At 53.5% G+C, this 16,195-nt stretch carries 12 protein-coding genes, 1 other RNA gene and 1 pseudogene; 4 read left to right on the top strand and 10 right to left on the bottom strand.

From position 1 onward, the window contains the following. Positions 1-94: 94 nt before the first annotated feature. The 4 genes from ffs to BQ7114_RS06245 form a co-directional block, all read right to left on the bottom strand. Positions 95-190: signal recognition particle sRNA small type (ffs, locus tag BQ7114_RS06260), an RNA gene on the bottom strand. Positions 191-279: 89 nt separating this feature from the next. Beyond that, positions 280-1,071 (bottom strand): ABC transporter ATP-binding protein, encoded by a 792-nt coding sequence (locus BQ7114_RS06255; RefSeq protein WP_070618609.1) that lies wholly within the window; start codon positions 1,069-1,071, stop codon positions 280-282. 4 nt (positions 1,072-1,075) lie between these two features. Next, on the bottom strand, positions 1,076-2,065 hold the full coding sequence (locus BQ7114_RS06250; protein WP_070619517.1) for an ABC transporter substrate-binding protein: 990 nt from the start codon (positions 2,063-2,065) through the stop codon (positions 1,076-1,078). Between the two features lie 22 nt (positions 2,066-2,087). Next, positions 2,088-3,110 (bottom strand): FecCD family ABC transporter permease, encoded by a 1,023-nt coding sequence (locus BQ7114_RS06245; RefSeq protein WP_070618606.1) that lies wholly within the window; start codon positions 3,108-3,110, stop codon positions 2,088-2,090. A gap of 326 nt (positions 3,111-3,436) precedes the next feature. Between BQ7114_RS06245 and BQ7114_RS06235 the strand changes: the two genes are divergently transcribed. The 3 genes from BQ7114_RS06235 (at position 3,437) to BQ7114_RS06225 (ending at position 8,244) form a co-directional block, all read left to right on the top strand. Next, positions 3,437-5,167 carry an ABC transporter ATP-binding protein/permease gene (locus BQ7114_RS06235; protein ID WP_230205987.1) on the top strand — a complete coding sequence of 577 codons (1,731 nt, stop codon included), beginning with the start codon at positions 3,437-3,439 and terminating at the stop codon, positions 5,165-5,167. A 6-nt stretch (positions 5,168-5,173) separates the two neighbouring features. After that, on the top strand, positions 5,174-6,901 hold the full coding sequence (locus BQ7114_RS06230; protein ID WP_072343320.1) for an ABC transporter ATP-binding protein: 1,728 nt from the start codon (positions 5,174-5,176) through the stop codon (positions 6,899-6,901). 335 nt (positions 6,902-7,236) lie between these two features. Then, positions 7,237-8,244: an ADP-ribosylglycohydrolase family protein gene (locus BQ7114_RS06225; protein WP_072343317.1), complete on the top strand. Its 1,008-nt coding sequence runs from the start codon at positions 7,237-7,239 to the stop codon at positions 8,242-8,244. A gap of 54 nt (positions 8,245-8,298) precedes the next feature. On the opposite strand, the gene BQ7114_RS06220 is transcribed toward BQ7114_RS06225, so the two are convergent. The 4 genes and pseudogenes from BQ7114_RS06220 to BQ7114_RS09145 all read right to left on the bottom strand — a co-directional run. Beyond that, the gene (locus tag BQ7114_RS06220; RefSeq protein WP_070619514.1) at positions 8,299-9,216 is read right to left on the bottom strand and encodes an Abi family protein; all 918 of its coding nucleotides are present in this window, start codon (positions 9,214-9,216) and stop codon (positions 8,299-8,301) included. Between the two features lie 328 nt (positions 9,217-9,544). Beyond that, on the bottom strand, positions 9,545-9,697 hold the full coding sequence (locus tag BQ7114_RS08935) for a hypothetical protein (protein WP_195906726.1): 153 nt from the start codon (positions 9,695-9,697) through the stop codon (positions 9,545-9,547). A gap of 232 nt (positions 9,698-9,929) precedes the next feature. Beyond that, the gene (locus tag BQ7114_RS09015) at positions 9,930-10,184 is read right to left on the bottom strand and encodes a PDDEXK family nuclease (protein ID WP_040316482.1); all 255 of its coding nucleotides are present in this window, start codon (positions 10,182-10,184) and stop codon (positions 9,930-9,932) included. Between the two features lie 144 nt (positions 10,185-10,328). Next, a pseudogene (locus BQ7114_RS09145) lies at positions 10,329-11,690 on the bottom strand (zinc-ribbon domain-containing protein); the annotation flags it as partial. A 577-nt stretch (positions 11,691-12,267) separates the two neighbouring features. Between BQ7114_RS09145 and BQ7114_RS06205 the strand changes: the two are divergent. Continuing rightward, the gene (locus tag BQ7114_RS06205) at positions 12,268-12,534 is read left to right on the top strand and encodes a hypothetical protein (RefSeq protein ID WP_072343314.1); all 267 of its coding nucleotides are present in this window, start codon (positions 12,268-12,270) and stop codon (positions 12,532-12,534) included. Positions 12,535-12,591: 57 nt separating this feature from the next. On the opposite strand, the gene BQ7114_RS06200 is transcribed toward BQ7114_RS06205, so the two are convergent. Beyond that, positions 12,592-12,876 carry a hypothetical protein gene (locus BQ7114_RS06200; RefSeq protein ID WP_072343309.1) on the bottom strand — a complete coding sequence of 95 codons (285 nt, stop codon included), beginning with the start codon at positions 12,874-12,876 and terminating at the stop codon, positions 12,592-12,594. A 56-nt stretch (positions 12,877-12,932) separates the two neighbouring features. After that, complete coding sequence (locus BQ7114_RS06195; protein WP_072343303.1) at positions 12,933-15,707, bottom strand: class I SAM-dependent DNA methyltransferase; 2,775 nt, start codon at positions 15,705-15,707, stop codon at positions 12,933-12,935. Positions 15,708-16,195 lie beyond the last annotated feature (488 nt).

Raw genomic sequence — 16,195 nt, 5'->3', positions numbered from 1 at the left:
GTTATCGGACGGAAGCGCGCCCGCCTCGTGGGCTGATTTGAACTCGTTGGCGGGCTTGAACTCGAGGTCTGGTTGAGCTCCCGCGCTGGTGAATATAAAGGATCCCTCACGTACCCGGCAGAGCTACCGTATCCTTGCTGCCTTCCGGCCCTGGGGAGGTTCGGGTGATACCGTCACGCGAGGGATCACGCCCAGTTTACTAAACCGCGCGGCGAATACAAAAGGTGGAGGCTTGCCGGCTGTTCGGTGAGGAGAAAGTGAGTGCCTGCCTGCAGGTTATCAACGGTTGAGGTGCAGCGGTTCCTGCAATGGCTTGAAGCTGAATTGTTTAGTGCCCGCATCGTTTACTTCGGTGGCGCTGACGCCGTAGACTTCGCGGATAAGTTGCGGCGTTAGGATTTCCGCCGGGTTGCCCTTGGTATGCAGGTGTCCGTTTTTGAGGATGATGGCGTTGTCGCAGTAGCGTGCAACGAGGTTGAGGTCGTGCAGGATAATAACGGCGGTGTCGCTGACTTTCCTGATGACACTGAGAATTTGGTGTTGGTATTTGACGTCCAGATGATTAGTGGGCTCATCAAGAAGGATGCATTTGCATTGTTGAGCGAGTGAGCGGGCGATGAGGACGCGTTGGCGTTCTCCTCCAGAAAGGGTGTGAACGTATCGGTCTTGGGCATAGCTCATTCCGACGGCTTCGAGGGCTTCGCGCGCAATTTTATGGTCGGTGGCGTTGTAGCCTTGGATGTCTTTGCGGTGGGGTGCTCGTCCAAGTAGCACGATGTCAATGACGCGGGTTTGGTCCATGTCTTGTTCGAATTGTGAAACGACCGCGATGCGTCTGGCAACTTGGCCTGGGCTGAGTGTGCTCAGTGGGTCACCGTTGATGGTGATTCTCCCCTCGGATAGTTTTTGCGCAGCGAATAGGGATCTCATGAGGGTGGTTTTTCCAGAGCCATTAGGCCCGGCAATTCCAAGGATTTGTCCTCGAGGTACCTCAAAAGAGACGTTGGTAAGGACTTGGGTGTTCCCAAACCGGACGCTAGCGTTTTCTATCTTGAGGGGAGAATCGCTCATCGGTTTATTTCCCTAGTTCCTTCAACTGCTTGGCTAGCTCAAGGGTGCCGTGTATTGCCGTGGGCGAGGCGTAGGCAGCAGCTGATTCGGCGTAGACGATGTTGCCATTCTTCACGGCTTTCATGTCGTTGTAGCCGGGAATTTTCGCAAGGCGTTCTAGGGAGCTTTCTTTTGTAGCCCCGCCCATGCCGGTGAGCACGATGACGACGTCGGGGTCTGATTTGACGAAAGCTTCAGGAGCAATGGGGCCTTGGTGTGGGTGGTAGTTCGGGTCAATTGCGGTTTCTAGGTTGAGGGTTTTGTTGATTTCTCCCACCACGCCCTGGTTGCCGTAGCTGAACAGCTCAGGATCTTCCCCGTAGTAGTAGGCGTAGGAAACTTTGCGTCCTTTACCGATTTTTTCGCTTCTGACTTGCTCAAGTTGGGCTTTGAGATCAGCAACCGTGGCGTCGGCTTTGTCTGACGTGCCCATGAGCTTGCCGAGCTGGGTCACTTCTGCCAAGATCGCGTCGAAGGACTCGTTTTCTGGTTGATCCGGGTAGAAGTAGGAGCATTCTGGTGCGTCAACGATGGCAGGGATGCCTTTCGCCGCGACTGCCTCAGGGCTTGAGTTTTCAGAGCTGAACCCGCCACCGTAGGCCAGGTCGGGCTCTAGTTTCAGCAGCGCTTCCATTGAGATGGACTCGTTGGAAAGCACGTCGATACTGTCTGCTTTTGAGCCAATCCACGCTGGTGGTTCTTCGCCCCATTCGTTGGCGCGGCCGATGATGGAGTCCTGCGCGCCAGCGGCGAACAGGTAAGCCAAGCCGGTTACACCCATCGAAACGGTTTTCTTCGGGTGAGTGTTGAAGGTTGTTTCTACTCCGCAGTTGTTGATGGTAATAGCGTCGTTTTCAGCGTTGGTGTTGGGATTATCAGTTTCTGAGCAGGCGGTTAGCGCGCCAGCGGCGAGCATAACGCCGAGAGTGCCGGCGATGATTTGTTTCTTCATCATCACGGGTTTTCCTTTCTGTTTTCTATTTGGAATATCTTTTGATTAGGGCCATTAGCATCGGAGTTCCTACAAGCGCGGTAAGGATGCCAATAGGTATTTCGGCGGGTCGGATTATGATGCGAGTGCAGGTGTCGGCTATGACAACTAGGAGTGCGCCGCACAAGGCGGCGATGGGTAGTGCGGCCCGCGTTGTGGAGCCAACCAGTTGTTTGGTGATGTGGGGAACCACAAGGCCAACGAAGCCGATTGCTCCGGTGAGGGACACGAGGACGGCAACGGTTAAGGCTACGACGAGGAACAGTAGGTTGCGGTAGAGGCGGGGGCTTGTCCCTAGTGAGATTGCGGTATCGTCACCAAGGTTCAGTATGTCTACCCTCCTGCCCCACATTGCGAAGCAGGCGAGGGCGACAATGACCACCGCGGTGGCAAGTGCGGTGTCACCCCAAGTGGCATTGGATAGAGAGCCGAGCGTCCAGAACATGACTGATTTGGTTCCGGCAGCGTTTTTTGCCATGAGTGTGATCAGGCTGGTCAGCGCTGAAAATAGGTAGGTGGTTGCCATGCCCGCAAAAATGATGCGCGTGGGAGTGATTTTCCCGCCGGCTGAGGCCAGAAGGGTGACGAGGATGATGGCTGCTAGTGCCCCAAGGAAAGCGCCGATGGTGACGCCCAGTGCGGATAGTACACTGCTGGAGGCGCCCAGGACGATGACGGCGGCCGCGCCGGCAGATGCACCCGACGAGATGCCGAGGATGTAGGGGTCTCCTAATGGGTTGCGCAAAAGTGATTGGGTTATGAGGCCGCATATGCCAAGGCCGGCACCAACTATTGCTCCAAGAACAGCGCGGGGGAATCGGACCTGCCCGATGATTTGGGTGTCAACGTCATTGGTGGGCGTGTGTAATAGGGTGGTTTTGATGCCTTCGAGCGCTGCGTATAGGGAGATGTCAGTGGCTCCTACGATTACCGCAACAACAAGGGCGCACACCAGCAGGATGGATAACGCGGCGGCTAGGACAAGGCGTTGATAGCGCTTAGTTAACATGGTGCGCTCATGCCTTTCATACTCGCACTACCTGTCGCAACATAACCCCCATGGATTTGCGTGGTCAGAGCAGTTCCGCCACTGACGTGGAGCAGATTTCCCTCAGATAAGCGGATCTGTTCTAGAAGCTGGGCATTGCCCGCGCATACCTCATTGCGCTGCAAAATCTGCGGGTTCACAAGCCCTCCTGGCTGGTGTGATAAAGCTGTGCGCTCTTGTCATGCTGAGAGAAACATGCCAAACTGCACTTAGGTAAGCCTAACCTAAGGTTAGTTTTGTGGCTAGTCCTGCTTTCTTCAGACACGCGAAGGTGGATAACCATGTTCATGAAGCAGCGTTTAGTGATGCGCGCAGCCGGGCTATCCGTGAGGATGTTGACTCCCGCCGTTTTAGTGGGCGTCCTCGTCTCTGGCTTGTTCATCGCCACTGCGGTATGTAACGCGATCCTGTTTAATGAACTACTCACTACCCGCCACATGCCTACAGTGATGGGCCTGATCGTAACTATCGTCATCTTGCTTTTGGTTCGCCCACTAGTGCAGGTGGGCGGGCAACTGTTACAAAACCGTGCCGGACTGGTGGTGAAAAGCCGGTTGCGCCGTGCCCTCCTTGAACAAATCGACGCTCGCGGTCCCATGCGGGCGGGGTTTTGCCGTTCTGGGCAAATCCAGTCGGTTGTGACTGATGGGGTCGAGGCAGTGGAGCCCTACTTCGTTAAATACTTCACCCAGCTGGCGGTCACTGTTATTACCGCTACAGGGTTGACGATAGCTATCGGAGCAATCAGCCCATTGATTGCGGGAGCGCTATTGATCTGCGGCGTCGCTATTATCGCTATCCCACGGCTATGGGACAAAGCCCTTTCCGATCGGGGACAGTCCCACTGGATCGCGTATGAGGATCTCAACGCGGACTTTGTTGACGCCATGATGGGAATGGCAACGCTGAAATCGTTTGGGGCCGCCCAAAATCACGGTGAGAAACTAGCTAAGCAATCACGCCAATTGTTGTCAACAACAATGGGCCAGCTTCGCCTTTCGCTGGGGGAAACCGGCCTGTCCAGCATGATGAAGGTGCTTGGTCCTGCTCTTGGCCTGGTTATTGCTATCAGCTTGATACGGGCCGGCGATATGCCGATGAACCACTTGTTCATCATCACTTTGTTATCGATTGAGCTGTTTCGCCCATTCACTGCATTGTCAACGTGTTGGCATGAGGCATTCTTCGGGATTTCTGCTCTGCCAGCAATGAGTGAACTATTCGATCAAGAGGGTGTCCAAGCTAAACCCTCCGCAACGGTTGAACGTCACCATGATGGCACCGGGGTGTCCTTCATTGATACCAGCTACACGTATTTGGGTGCGACGAAGCCCGCGCTTTCAAACGTTACGTTCGACGCGCTGCCAGGGAAGACAACTGCTCTGGTTGGCCTGTCCGGGTCAGGTAAATCCACAGCATTAGGGCTACTGATGGGTTTTGACCATCCCAATAGTGGAACGATCACGGTTGGTGGCGTGCCAGCAGACCAACTGAACATTGCGCAGGTAGCTACCCTGGTTCCGCAAGATCCCATTATTTTCCCTGGAACTATCAGATCCATATTGGCTGAAGCTAACCCGAAAGCGGATGACGAGGCAATGATGAACGCCTTAACTTTGGCCTGCGCTAACGATTTGCACCAGGATGTCAGCGGTCAAGCAGGAAATGACAGTGTGCTTGACCTGGTGATTGAGGAGCATGCCCACAATCTTTCTGGCGGGCAGAAACAGCGGTTAGCGATTGCGCGTGCTCTGATTCGCCAGTGTCCACTGCTGATCCTCGATGAATCTACGTCAGCGTTAGATACCCAGACGGAAACCGCTGTGCTTTCCAATATTCGCCGTGCTTATCCGGATCTCACGCTTATTCTGGTCACCCACCGCACGGATGCTGCTGGGCAAACAGATCACGTTGTGGTGATGGGAGATGGCCGCGTGCTCTGCGCTGGTGCGCCGCAGATTCTAGCTGGTGAAGACAACGCGTGGTCACAGCTTATCGACGCACAGTTAGGAGCCTGATCCGCCATGTTTTCTACGTTTAACGACTTCACTGCGCTGATGAAACGGCTACGCGAATGTGTTCCCCTTTTCGTTTCCTCCACGATCGTTACCGCTTTGGCGCAAATCAGTGTTGTGGGTGTGTCGGTTACGTCCGTGTGGGTTTCAACCCGGTTCATTCTTGACCCGGCTCATGACCTCACGCCGCTGGTGACTTTGCTGTTCACTTTGGTGGTGGTTCATGCGGTCAGTACCCTGTTTGAAGTGTGGTGGTCGCACGAAGTTGCCTATCGAATTTTGCACACTTTGCGAGTGCACATCTATGGGGCTATCGAACGAATCGCACCACTCGGGCTCCACGGGAAACGCACTGGCGATGTGGCGTCAGCGGCCATGAATGATGCGGAACAGCTTGAGTGGTTTTATGCGCACACTGCGTCTACCGCAATCTGCGCGGTGTTCTCGCCAGTAGTGTTCACTGGTGTTCTTGTTAGCTTTGTGGGGCCGCTGGGGCTGATCATGCTAGTTCCCACTATCGCTATGATCGTATTCCCCTTCATTCTCATGCCCATTCAGCGTATGCAGGGCACACAGATGCGTAGTCAGCTAGCCGGGTTGCGGGTTGCGGTGTTGGACTCCATTCAGGGGCAACGCGAGTTGCGTTCCCTCGGAATGGTTGAGAAACAAAATCAGCTTATTCTTGACTTGACACGTCAAGTGCAGGCCACAAAAAATGCGCAAACCATGCGGCAAGCGTGGGAGTCAGCGTTCGCGATGATCGTTACCACGATCGGATCTACCATTTTGTTAATTATCCTCACTGGACGTGTGCTTGACGGCAGTTTGGATGCGGCGATACTTCCCGTTGCTGTGGTTTTGGCGGGGCTTGTACCCACGCCGGCCACCACGTTGGTGGGAATGCTTGGACGCGTTGGAGAGATCGGTGCCTGTGCACACCGGATCAATACGATTCTTCACGTGAAAGACCCGATTCCTGCTGTACCTGAACCTCACCACACCGCCTATGACGGGGAGGAGAACTGTCTTGTTGTTGATAACGCGGTGTTTGCCTACCAGCTGGAGCTTCCGGTTATCAACAAAGTCAGCCTTACTGCTACTCCGCAACGTTCTGTGGCGATAGTTGGTAAGTCTGGGGCGGGTAAAACTACTTTGGCTAATCTCGCTATGCGCTATTTGGATCCGCGGTCGGGGCAGCTGCGTTTCGATGGGAAGAATTTGCGTGGCTATGAGCCGAACCGCTACCGAGACAGACTGGCCCTGGTGCCTCAGGACTGTCATATTTTTGCTGGAACTGTGCGCGATAATCTTATTTTGGCGAACCCTAATGCTTCTGATGAGGATATTTGGCGGGCTCTTGCTGATGCGGACATTAGCGAGTTGGTGACTTCGCTTGGCGGGCTTGACGCGAGGGTGGGTGATAGAGGAACCACGCTTTCTGGAGGGGAGCGCCAGCGCGTTGGGATTGCGCGTGCATTCTTGCGCAACCCGGATATGCTCATCCTTGACGAGCCGTTAGCTAATATCGATCCGTTCCTTGAAACGTCTATTGCTAAGAACATTCGCCGCGCGCGGGCTGATCGCACGACGGTTGTTATTGCTCACCGGCTTGCTTCTATCCGGATTGCTGACCACATTATTGTTCTTGAGGATGGGCGCATTGTTGCTGACGGGGCCCACGAGCAGCTCAAAAACAACCCCACTTACGCTTCTCTTCTTGGGAGCCAAATAAACTAGTTGGTTGACAGCTTGTTTCCACCCGTTGGCTTTTGCACCTTGAATTCGACACACCGGGAAACCTTATATTGGTTCCGCATCCGGCAATGCTCGTGGGTTGTGGCAACGCTGGGTCTCATACGCTGGCTCACGTAACCTCGCGGGTGGGTATCGTAAGCTGGAGCTACGCAAAGCCCAAGAAGGGGAGCTATACCTCGTCGATAATTTCCGGTACTCGATCGTCGAGTTTTCGACACGAAACTAAATTGGAAGACGTTATCAAACGCGAACCGTATTGGAAGCGCGTGCTTTTAGCTCGGTAGCAGGGTCTTAATGACAACTAGGATGAGGCAGTCATGGGCGAGTTAGACAAACGAAATGAACTCTCTGCAGCTCAGGTCGAAGCGATGCTGCTGGGGGCTGCTACTGGTGATGCTTTCGGAGTTCCTTTCGAGTTCCTCTTGGCAGATGAAATAGCGCAGTATTCATTGGACGCGATGCGTGGTTCTGGTGATGATATTCCGGTTAACTCCCATTGGGGGCAGAAAATTCCTGCCGGAGCCTGGAGTGACGATACTTCAATGGCCGTGGCTACGATGGAATCCATTATCCGCACTGGTGGCGAACTGGATTTTACTGACCTGATGAATCAGTTTGTGGCGTGGTGGGAAAAAGGAGAATATAGCGCGCTCGATCATTCTTTCGGTCTAGGCGGCACTGTTGGTATGGCGATTGGTCGCTTTGAGAATGGTGTGCCGGCGCTTGAATGTGGTGGAACTCGTGAGCGCGATAATGGCAATGGCGCGCTTATGCGTATCTTCCCTGTGGTGCTCTACCTGTTAGCGAAGCAAGCTGGCCGTGAAGAGAGGTGGGAGACCATTAGTAAGGCTTCTCGTGTTACTCATGGTCATGCTATTTCTCAGCTTTCCTGCATCATCTATGGTGAGTTTCTTGGCGCAATTCTTCGCGGAGACGATGTAGAGCAGGCGTATCGAGCGGCTGTCGATCTTCCTTACCAGGACTGGTTGCCGGGTGACCAAGAGTGGCAGACAGCTTTGGCGGCACATAGGCGGATCTTGAGTGCAGAGCTAATCGGGCTTACGCCAAGTGATTTCAATGCGACTGGCTACGTGGTCGATACTTTGGAAATTGTCTTTTATTCTCTCCTTCATGCCGATACGTACCGTGAGGCGATGCAGATTGCAGTGAGCTTTGGCTTCGATACTGATACTTACGCGGCAATCGCTGGAGCGGCTTGTACCAAGGTGAACGCGATACCGCCGCAGTGGTTAGCGCCTCTTAAACGCCGCGACTATCTTGAAGACTTAGCGCAACGCTTTTCCCAAGTCCTGGAGCTGAACTAGATAAGGGAACCCAATTCGTGGCGATGGCTACGAATGCGACTACTACCGCAAGGATTAGACGCGCCAAAGAGGCAACTCGCGCCAGTTGTCAGGTGCGCCTATGCGAGAAAACGGCACGATGGGATTGTGCGGGTAAGTGTCGAACAGCTTCGGTAGTCGGTCGGCTGGAGACAAGTCCAGTTGGCGGTGCAAGTATTGGATAAGGGAGAGCTGCCCGAACACGCGATTCATCCCTCTAGCTACCGGAGCCAGCCTGACGTCATTGTTCAGCTTCGGTTTGATGTCGTAAACACGGTTGAACATTCTTGCATGATGAGCTGCATAATTACGCAGAATATTCAAGGATTTCATCCATGATTCAAGCTGAGGACCGGTTAGGCCGCAGGGCTCGGCAATCCGTTTGCGCACGATATTGGGTGACATGCCGTACAGGTACGACAGCATCCCCCAATCCATGATTTCGACAGCTGCCCAGATGGGTAGAGTCCCGCCATATTTGGATTTGTGGTGGGCGACGAAGTCCTCCTTCGACGCTTTCAATGCCGACTGGTACTTTCTCAACCACACCTCGTGCACGCTACGCCCGTCTTTGTTTCGCTGCCGTGCCCGGGCACTCAAACGCTGGGGATCCAAATAGATCAGCGGGTCAAGGCGACCCAGTTCGTGACCGAGCTTGGTTCGAATAGCCAACTCCACGCGATCAAGCTCGATGAACACGCTGTGGCGCAATTGTTCATCAAACCCATAGAGGGCTACCACCAGGTCAAACGATGCTCCCTCAACGAATTCATCTCGGGCAGTGCCGTTGCCTTGGGAGAAACGACGCATCGGGTACCAGTATCCGGACAAGCGGTAGTAGTTCAATCGCGCCAGCAACGTCTCAGCATGCTGGGGATCATTCACTCGCATCCCACGCTGACGAAGCAATTCGACCTGTTCACCGTAGGTCTTGAACTGCTTCACCTGCTCCACGCGCACCCCTGTTTGATACGAAAAACGAAGACCGGCCCTGGACTCCCACCGAGGCGGGCAGCGGAACCGGTCATGTTGGTTACAAGGCTACCCGGTTGATGGCGCCGAAGCAATAGCACGGGGCACGGAGCCATCGGTACATTCACACACCAGTGTGCCCTCTGACCCGCCCGGATTCGCCGGGCCTCGGGGACGTACGGGCGAGAGCATTCCTCACACCGTGTCCAGTTTCCGTGCCTGCCGTGACTGCCAGGTGAGAGCATGGCGCATCCCACGCCCGCGATTGTCTACCCGACTCTCAGACAAGGAGCCGATCATGGCTACCGCGCTACTTGCGTTCACCTACCACGAGTTCGACACGATCCGAACCCTCACCTCGGGCGGATAGATCCTGTTGTGTGGCAAGGACGTGGCTACCGCCCTCCGCTGCGCCAATACGAAAGATGAACTGGCGCGTCACTGCAAGGGAATCGTCACTCACTACCACCTTGAGACGACTGGGCTCACGATCTTGAACTGCCAATCAAATACTTCAACCACGATTTTCAGGAGGTCACCCCGTGAACACCCCCTTTGCCCTGCATGCCGCCACCCTCAGCGGCATGCAGGGCAACACGGCCCATTCCGCTGGTACACCCTCCTCAACCGCACAGAGGTCACTGAGAGGGCGACCTACTTTGTGTTTCGAGCTGGGCGGTCCCAGACTAATTCGCTCATTCCCTGACTAGATCAGCAATCCGTGCCACGTCACTATCTGGATCCTGGGCGGTCGTGTAGACGGTCACTTCGTAGTAGTTCGGATGCGAGATCTTCAATGACGACAGTGGTGCTTCTCTTAGACGAACGAGTATGAATCTCTCAGCTAGCAGATCCATGCTCTTGTTGTGGTCGATGTCGGCCTTGTCTCGGTGCCAGTAGCAGCCGTCATATTCGATGATGAGGCGTTTGCCTGAAGGAAGGCTGACCAAAATGTCAACGGTCCAAGATGAGTGCGTTTTGAAGTTCTTTGAATGGATTCGCGGCCCCGATTTAGCATTTCCCCAGTGCGCTAGCGCCGACGAATAGTATTCAAGCTCGATTTGTGATTTTCCGTTTTCGAGACATTCCGGGCATCGTGACCCGTTTACTCGTGCGCTTGGCATAGCACGCCAGACATGGCTTGCTTCGTTCCTGCAAACCCAAAGTGGGACTACTTCTAATTGCGTTGTGTTTGGTCGAATCATCCATGGAGATAATTGATTCTCCGGGGACCATTCCTCGGCCAGCTCCGGATAGTGATATGCCAGTGAGTCAAGGATCGTACGACAGATAGGGCACCGCCATCTGTCGTACTTGTCGCGTTCACGTGGCGTGGCTTGAAACTCGTGACCGCACACAGGGTCTTGCCACCAGACTGTACGACGAGACTCCGGCGAAATTTCTGCGAGTCGAAGGTTGCCGTTTCTCGTCGGGTGCCATTGACTGCTGATTTCGGGCGTCAAACGGCTTGACGATGGATCTGCATCCGCAGCTTTCGCGTTAGCTTTGCGCGTCTCAATCGCCTTGCACGCAGAACAGCCGCCGAAGAAGTAGCTGCGCGGGTCCCGGGTGTTGCGGTGCCCCGCCGGGCATCGAAATTTATAGCCGGGACCCCAGTGGTTCTGGATTACTGGCACCGTATCCGGCGGGGTATCATCATCCCATGCCGATAAAAGTACAGGCACGTCCGCGATAGTCTTTCCAGTGAGCGCGGCAATCTCTCTTTCCTGAGCAGCTTGCCGAAGCGAGGCGCACTGGGGACAGGAGAAGTTCTTGTTTGTAACGTCAAGGATGCGAGCCTGAAATGAGTGCCCTTCAGGGCAGATCCACCATGCTTCCTGCCGCCCTTTTAGTTTCGCAGTGTTCCACAATGATTCTTCGTTGCGTTGATGATCCCACCAGCTAACTGCTCGATTGTCTGAGTTCTTCAACAGGTTTGCGCCTCGGGCTTTCTTAGTCCCTGCCGTAGCTGTTTTGGGGTTACGTCGGCAGGGGCAACCCCAACCAATATCTTCGCTTCGCAGTGCTGCGATCCGCCCACAAAAGTTGCAGCGAGTGGCGTGCGGATCGTCTGCCAAACTGGGGTTCGTTAGAGGACCAAGATAGGTGTACCCATTCTCTTCAGCCTTCTTCCGGATAGCGGAAATACTCACCGGGTCATCGGTGATACCGGACAGGGCACGTGCACTCTTTGCCCAAGCACGCCAGTAACACGCTCGGCAAACTGCCTCGCCATCATCAAGCCGATCAAGTACGTAGTCAAAGCGGTAGTGCGCTTCGAACCCACATTGTATACACCTAGTAAGTAAGTAGGCAGATGACTTCGTGAAATCCTCGAGCAGGATCAGGCCGCCTTCACCATAGATTTCGCGAAGATGAACGAGGCACCACGTCGGTTTGGTTCTCGTGACAAACGCTCCAGGACGGCTACACCCATCTACGTTGCAAGGCTTCATTGCTATATCTCACCTCATTCGGTTCCAACCGACGCTGGTTGAACCAATCAAGCGGCTAAAACGTAGTTAGCGCGCGTTTGTATCCGGCGTGGCATGAAAGTTTCCATGATTTGGAGTTGTCCGATTTTGTCGCGCAGTTTCGCATACTTTTTACAGCGCCTGCGGATCTCATCGAGTGAAAGTGTGGTGGCCACATCGCCTCCCTAATTGTCTAACACAATATTAGCCGGGGCTACGGCCAATAATTTGGAAGTGGAGCGAGCCAGGTGCGTCCTCGCTCTGAAACTACCTTTTCGCTCATATCGACTGTTAACGTTGTGCTTGCCTGCTGACTCGTAGTAGACGCGCTAAAACCGTGCTATTCAGGCTTCTCACCCCCTGGAGAACATCCGACATGCTTCCCGCTCAGTTTCCCAAAACGGTGTGTTAAGTGGGAAGCTGGAAAACGCTTCCCGGCTAGAGCTTTCACCTCGATGAGTGTTCGAAACCTCTGGCCAAATAAGAACCAACAAAATGACGCATACGACAAAGACACGAATAACGTGAGCGTTCCCAATGACAGAAGCAAAATGAGATTATGTGCGATCTATTTGAGCAGTTAGCTAAGGGATTGTTCCCCATTGCCGATCAGGTTCATGATGATGACGAACCAGATATTGAAGAGCTCTGGTACATATTTGAACATGATGCTTATGCGGCTTTGGCATCAGCGTCAGCTATTCTCATCAACCATGATGTGAAGTTGCCAGACTACCTATACGAACTGTTTAAACAGGTCGGTCAACCTGGAGACTACCTAGATGAAGACTTTGCTGATCTTGAAGAGATTTACCTGCGCAAATAGCTAAATTCTGCTGCTTGTTTCCTTGTTGGGGTGGGCGAACTTGGTTAGTCGGTTAGATTACAAGCCGCATCTAGCCACGTACTCTTCAATAGTTTCTTCATCCGGACGATATACCCAGGGTTCCTCAGCAATGGTTTCCGGAACAGGCTCCAAACCTGCTCTTCGTAAGCGTGTTAGGACGTCATCTATGTTGTGAGAACCAACAACATAAATCTCGCTCACGTAGTTAGGAAATGCAGAGGGCTTTATGACCCACTCAAGGTCGCGAAGTATTGGCTCTATCTGATCTTGGCTGATTTGGTCCTTGAAATGGTAGGTGTAGTCATCATCGTTGCCATACAAGACAGTCGCCCTCCTTTCATGAAGTAATTGGCTCGAAGCTGTCCGAGTGTCTGGGGTTAGCGGTGGCGTTTGGTTTTGATGAGTGCGTCGCTTTCTGTCATTTTGAGGTATGACTTGAGTAGGGTTTCGAGGCGTTCTTCGTTTGAGTTGAATGGTTTTTGGCGGAAGGCTCGGTCTACTGCTTTGTCGAGTTTTCGGTGTGCGGCGAGGAGCTGAGGGCTCATTGCGAGTGGGTTATAGTGGTCTGCTAGGCAGCGTTCGGGGTGTAGGTTCCGTGCGTCGAGGACGGCTTGGCCACCGGCGATAATTTCAGCGCGGAGCTTTTCAGAGACTTCCGGTAGCGGGAAGTTATTCCACACCACGGTGTTTGAGAAGCGAAGGTCCGACTTGAGCCTGCCCCCGATTGCCTTCTGCCAGGTGATGAACATGGATGAAGAAATTATTCCGAAGAGGTAGCCGTCGGGATCTTCCGCGTTAAAGACTAGATTCGACGAGATGGTTTCCGCGTCTAGTCGTGCAGCAGTAAAGAACTTTCGGGTTTCAGAAACAACGGAAGGGATGCATAGGTACGGAACTGTAGGCCTACCTTTGTTTGGCCTGAACAGATGAGGAATATCTTTTAGCTTGTACGCATCGCCGCTGGGCTTTTGCTGGCTCCTCCATACACGGTTAGCTTCCACTCGTGTTCTAAGTACGGAAGACTTCGCGATCTCGTCGGGTGAAGCATCTTCGAGCCACAAGCACCAACGGTCTTCACCATGGAGCAGCTCGCGAGCACCTACAAACTTCCGCAAATATTTCGCCGCAATCGGGTCGGCGTTAATTTCCGGGTATGCGGCAGTATCGACAATGAGATTTCCACCTTCAGTTGGTTGGGTTCCTCTCGTTATTCTGGACATCGATTTTGAGATGGGATTCGTACGTTTCTTCACAAATAGGTTGGGTGCGTCCACCAAGTAAGCGTTGATGTTTTTGGCGGGAACCGCGGTGGGTTCGCCTTTAATGTCTGTGTAGGTGTAGAGGGTTGCGCTTCCGCGGCGTTTCTTGTCCATGCCAATGATTACGCAGTGAACAGCTGCGGCATCGGCAGCTTCGGATGTCCATGAGAAGGTTTGGTGTGCGAACTTTATGCGCCAACCATTGCTAAACAGCGGGCCAAACAGGGAGGGCACAGGTTGGCCTTGCGTGATCGAGTTCGTTGATACGAAAGCGAACTGGCCGTTGTTGACGAACCGGAAGTAGTCTGCCGCCTTTTTATACCAGCCGGTAACGTAGTCAAGGTAACCGTCGTACAGGTCACCCCACACCAGTTTCATGTCTTCGGTTTGGTCTACACCTTGCAGGTACTGGCCAATAAAAGGAGGGTTTCCGACAATGCGCACGTGATCTGAAGGTGGGAATATTTGCTCCCAATGGGTGCGTAGGGCGTTGCCCACGTGAATGCATTCAACTTTGTCGAGCGGCAGGGTTTTTGGGGGAGCGCCCAGCGACATTGCGAGTTTCTGGTTCGCTTGGTGATCCACCAGGTACAAAGCGGTTTGCGCAATGCGGGCAGGCCATTCCTCAATTTCTATGCCCGCAAAGTTTTCCAGTTTGACGTTCAGGTTTTCGCGCTCAAAGAAGAGGGTTCCGCCGGCACTTGGGTCTAGTTCTTCAAGGCGTTTCAGAATTTCAAGGTCAAGCTGGCGTAGCTCACGGTATGCAACCACCAGGAAGTTTCCACAACCGCACGCGGGGTCCATGATTTGTAGCTGGCCGATTTCGTTGCGCAGTTTTTCAAGTCGTTTTACGTCGTGGTAGTAGGTCTTGAATTCCGTGCGGAGTTCGTCAAGGAACAGGGGCTCAATGGTCTTAAGAATGTTGATCTCAGTTGTGTAATGTTCACCCAGTTGCCGCCTGGCTTTCGCGCTTTTCACGGATTGGAATAGTGAGCCGAAAATTGCGGGGCTGATCTCTGACCAGTTGAACATGCAGGCTTCGATCAAAAGCTCTCGCATTGTTGAATCGAAGTACGGAATGGATGTGGATTCTCCAAAAATTCCGCCATTTACGTACGGGAATCGAGAAAGTAGCGAATCCATGTTTGCGGGTCTGACGGCCTCCGGCTGATTCATAATCTGGAACAGCATTACCAGCTGTGCACCGAGGTCTGTGCCGTCCTCGCGTGTTCGCTTCTCTAAGAATTCGTAAAACAGGTCGCGTTCCCACATGCCTGAATCGTCACCGTAAAGAGCAAACAGTAAGCGAACTAGGAACACGGAGGATTCATGCTCGGAGTATCCGGTTTTCTCAAGCTCTGAATATAGGCGCCCCATGATTTGCGCGGCCCGAATGGATGCTTTTTCTTGCTCTACTGAGCCAAAAGCGCGGGTTTGGAAGCCGGCGAGGAACGCCAGGTCTTCCGCGTGCAAAGGCAGTTCCTCTAGCGGAAATTGAACAGTGTCGGCCCCGTCCTCGGCTTCGATATCAAGAATTCGGATCGTTTTGAAGTCGGAAGTAATAACGCGGCTGGGGCGTTCGATATCGCCCAGGTCTTCCATGTAGTCCAGAGCTTGAGCTTCAGCAGCCTCAAGATCCCTCCCTGCGGATTTCATCTCAATAAGAGCTAGGCCGGGAATCAACGCATCAATGTAACCGCGTCTGCCAGTTGAGGTCCGCTTCGCGCGCTTCTCGTACAAAGCCGCCTTGGTCTGCGTGATCCCGAACGCTCCAAGCAGGTCCCTGATGAACGACTGCGCCTGCTGACGCTCATCGCCGGGCTCGTCAGCCCAATCTGCCACAACCTTCGTGCAGCGCCTGCGGATCTCATCGAGTGAAAGTGCGGTAGCCACATTGCCTCCCTAAGTGTCTAACGCAATATTAGCCGGGGCACCGGACAATAATTTGGAAGCGGAGTAAGCCAGGCGCGTCCTCGCTCTGGAATGGTCTTCTCTCTCATATCGACTATTACTGAGCTTTCCTGCTAACTCGTGGCAGACGTGCTAAAACCGCGCCATTTCGGCCTTCGCGCGCCGTTTCGGGAACTTCCCACAAGCTCCCCACTCAACTTCCCAAAGTGTTATGTTGAGTGGGAAGTTAAGTGGGAAGCTGGAAAACGCGTCCCGGCTAGAGCTTTTCGCCTCGCTGAGCGGTTGAGGACTCCGGTCCAACGAGGTTGTTGTAGAAGACGTCGAGTTGGCCGACGCGCCCTTGCAAACTTACACACCAAGCTTAAAAGTGAGAAACAAACTTACACTAAACTTACAAATTTGTAAGTTTAAACTTATAAAACTCTAAGTTTACACCTCGCGGGTTGTAAGTTTAAACTCAGAATTTATAA

This window comes from Actinomyces urinae, from assembly GCF_900119695.1.
GTDB classification, from domain to species: domain Bacteria; phylum Actinomycetota; class Actinomycetes; order Actinomycetales; family Actinomycetaceae; genus Gleimia; species Gleimia urinae.
The sequence above is the reverse complement of the archived record's forward strand: the minus strand, read 5'-3'. Positions and strand labels throughout refer to the sequence as shown.